The organism is Streptomyces sp. FH025 (genome assembly GCF_017427025.1).
In the GTDB taxonomy this organism is placed as follows: Bacteria; Actinomycetota; Actinomycetes; order Streptomycetales; family Streptomycetaceae; genus Kitasatospora.
Genome location: NZ_JAFLNG010001081.1, coordinates 1 through 1,685, shown reverse-complemented (window position 1 = coordinate 1,685; position 1,685 = coordinate 1). Strand labels below are relative to the sequence as shown.

Genomic DNA, 1,685 nt, shown 5'->3' with positions numbered 1-1,685 from the left:
ACGAGGGGTCACATGCGGAACACGCCGTAGGGCGCGGGCGGTGCCAGCGGGGCGTTGGCACAGGCGGAGAGGGCGAGGCCGACGACGGTGCGGGTGTCCATCGGGTCGATCACACCGTCGTCCCAGAGCCGGGCGGTGGCGTAGTAGGCGCTGCCCTGGCGCTCGTACTGCTCGCGGACCGGGCGCTTGAACTCCTCCTCCGCCTCGGCCGGCCACTCCTCGCCGTGTGCCTCCAACTGGTCGCGGCGGACGGTGGCGAGGACGGAGGCCGCCTGCTCGCCGCCCATCACGGAGATCTTGGCGCCCGGCCACATCCACAGGAAGCGAGGTGAGTAAGCCCGGCCGCACATCGAGTAGTTGCCGGCTCCGTATGAGCCGCCGATCACCACGGTCAGCTTCGGGACGCGGGTGCAGGCGACGGCGTTGACCATCTTGGCGCCGTGCTTGGCGATGCCGCCCGCCTCGTACTGCCGGCCGACCATGAACCCGGTGATGTTCTGCAGGAAGAGGAGGGGGATGCCGCGCTGGTCGCACAACTCGATGAAGTGGGCGCCCTTGAGGGCCGACTCGGAGAACAGCACGCCGTTGTTGGCGACGATGCCGACCGGGTGGCCGTGGATCCGGGCGAAGCCGGTGACCAGGGTCGCGCCGTACTCGGCCTTGAACTCGGCGAAGCGGCTGCCGTCGACCAGCCGGGCGATCACCTCGCGTACGTCGTAGGGCGTGCGCGGGTCGACCGGGACGGCCCCGTACAGGCCTGCCGGGTCGACGGCCGGCGGCTCGACCGGGGTGAGCGGCCACGGCTTGGCCGCGCGCGGGCCGAGCCCGGCCATGATGGTGCGGACGATGGAGAGGGCGTGGGCGTCGTCCTCGGCCAGGTGGTCCGTCACGCCCGAGGTGCGCGAGTGCAGCTCGCCGCCGCCCAGCTCCTCGGCGGTGACCACCTCGCCGGTGGCGGCCTTCACCAGTGGCGGCCCGCCCAGGAAGATCGTGCCCTGGTTGCGGACGATCACCGCCTGGTCGCTCATCGCCGGGACGTACGCGCCGCCGGCCGTGCAGGAGCCGAGCACGGCGGCGATCTGCGGGATGCCCGCGGCGGAGAGCCGGGCCTGGTTGTAGAAGATCCGGCCGAAGTGGTCGCGGTCCGGGAAGACCTCGTCCTGCATGGGGAGGAAGGCTCCGCCGGAGTCGACCAGGTAGACGCAGGGGAGCCGGTTCTCCAGCGCGACCTCCTGGGCACGCAGGTGCTTCTTCACCGTCATCGGGTAGTAGGTGCCGCCCTTGACGGTGGCGTCGTTGGCGACCACCACCACCTCGCGTCCGGCGACACGGCCGATCCCGGCGATCACCCCGGCGGCGGGTGCCGCCCCGTCGTACATCCCGTCGGCGGCCAGCGGGGCCAGCTCCAGGAAGGGCGAGGCCGGATCGAGCAGGGTGTCCACCCGGTCGCGGGGGAGGAGCTTGCCGCGCGCCGTGTGCCGGGCGCGGGCCTTGGCGCCGCCGCCGAGGGCCGCCGCGTCGAGCTTCGCGCGCAGCTCGGCGACCAGTGCCCGGTGCGCCTCGGTGTTGTCCCGGTAGGCCGCGGAGCCCGGGTCGACGGAGGTGCCGAGCCGGGGTGCCGGAGCGGCGGCTCCCGGCGGTACGGCACCCGGTGCCGTCGCGACGCCGGTCGCTGCGCCGAGCCG

General features: G+C 73.4%; 1 protein-coding gene. It reads right to left on the bottom strand.

The genetic code is table 11. The annotated features are described in order from the left end of the window. Window positions 1-8: 8 nt before the first annotated feature. On the bottom strand, window positions 9-1,685 hold a 1,677-nt coding region (locus tag J0670_RS37470; RefSeq protein WP_279383138.1), incomplete at its 5' end, for a carboxyl transferase domain-containing protein.